The organism is Pseudoalteromonas sp. SR45-5 (assembly GCF_014163565.1).
GTDB classification, from domain to species: domain Bacteria; phylum Pseudomonadota; class Gammaproteobacteria; order Enterobacterales; family Alteromonadaceae; genus Pseudoalteromonas; species Pseudoalteromonas distincta.
On record NZ_JACJDN010000858.1, the window covers coordinates 1 to 1318 of the forward strand.

Annotated in this window: 1 protein-coding gene; it reads left to right on the forward strand. The window is 34.1% G+C overall.

Annotated elements, in window-relative coordinates:
• Positions 1–372: 372 nt before the first annotated feature.
• Positions 373–1318 (forward strand): PKD domain-containing protein (locus H5072_RS19625; RefSeq protein ID WP_404936343.1); only part of this gene is annotated, 946 nt, incomplete at its 3' end.

The window sequence follows — 1318 nt, forward strand, 5'->3', positions numbered from 1 at the left end:
GGCAATAAAGGTTGCGATATTTATCAAGGTTATATTTACCTAATAAATATTATGCTAATTAGTTTTTTAGCCTTTTTTATCTAGAAATAAGGGGGGAGTGAGTTGTTTTAGGAAGTATCGCTTCGTTTTATTATTTTAATTAAGTTAATTATTTGTGTTTTATTTTTTTTATTGTTCTGATAAGTGGTACGGTATTGTGTTGCTTAAGTTGCTATCCTGTTGTTTTATTTGGTTTTTAATTGTTGCCTTTAAGTGTCATTTAGTTAAAATAAGGTTTCAGTATAACTTTTTATTGGGTCAAAACACCCGATTTTAGTTTTAAACGGATGTTTGATTTACTAAAAATCAGTAAATTTCAAAAGGATTTATTAAATGAAAAAGACAAAGTGCTTTGCATTGTGTTTAATCGCAACCTCTATTTTAACTGCGTGTGGCAGTGATAAAGACCCATCTAGTACTAGTGAAACACCTAAAGTAGTAGCCAATACAGCACCTTCAGTAAATGCAGGAGCTGACCTTATCGTAGATGAAAATCAATCTATTTCATTTACAGGAACAGCTGAAGACTCAACCGGTACAATAGCAAGCTATGCATGGCAGCAAACCTCTGGGATTGATTTAGAGCTTAGCGGCTTAGATACAAGCACCCTTTCTTTTACAGCGCCAGAAGTAGATGAAGAGCAAGTTGTTGTATTTGAATTAGTTGCTACTGATGATGGTGGTTTGACTGCATCTGACTCTATTTCAATTACTATTAAAAATGTACTAGTAGAACCAACATTGAGCTTAAACGAAAGAGTCACTGTTGAAGAAAATACAGAAGTAGAAATTACAAGCATAGCAGAAGATTCTAATGGCTCAATAGTGTCGTATGCTTGGCAACAAACTGACGGCATTATCATTGAAATTGATAACTTAACCAATGATTCTTTAAAATTTATTGCTCCAGAAGTTGATTTTGATACAACGTTAACTTTTGGCTTAACAGTGACAGATAATGATGGTCAAACAGCTACAAGTAGTGTTTTTGTTGATGTGACTAATGTTGCCGCAAGTGTTATGTCTATACCTGGTGGTAGTGAAAATATTGTTATAGATGGGCAAACCGTTGAGGCAGCGCTGAATGAAGTATTAGTACATTTAAACGATGATGTTACAGAAGCTGAATTAGAAGCTGTTTTTGATGAGATTAGTAATAATGATGCTGGAATCGCAAGTTTTGATGATGCATTAAAAGTATTACAGATAAGAGTTAGAGAAGGCGCTTCTGAAAATAGCTTGATAACAAAAATTGGGGAAATGGGCGGCGTTAGGCATG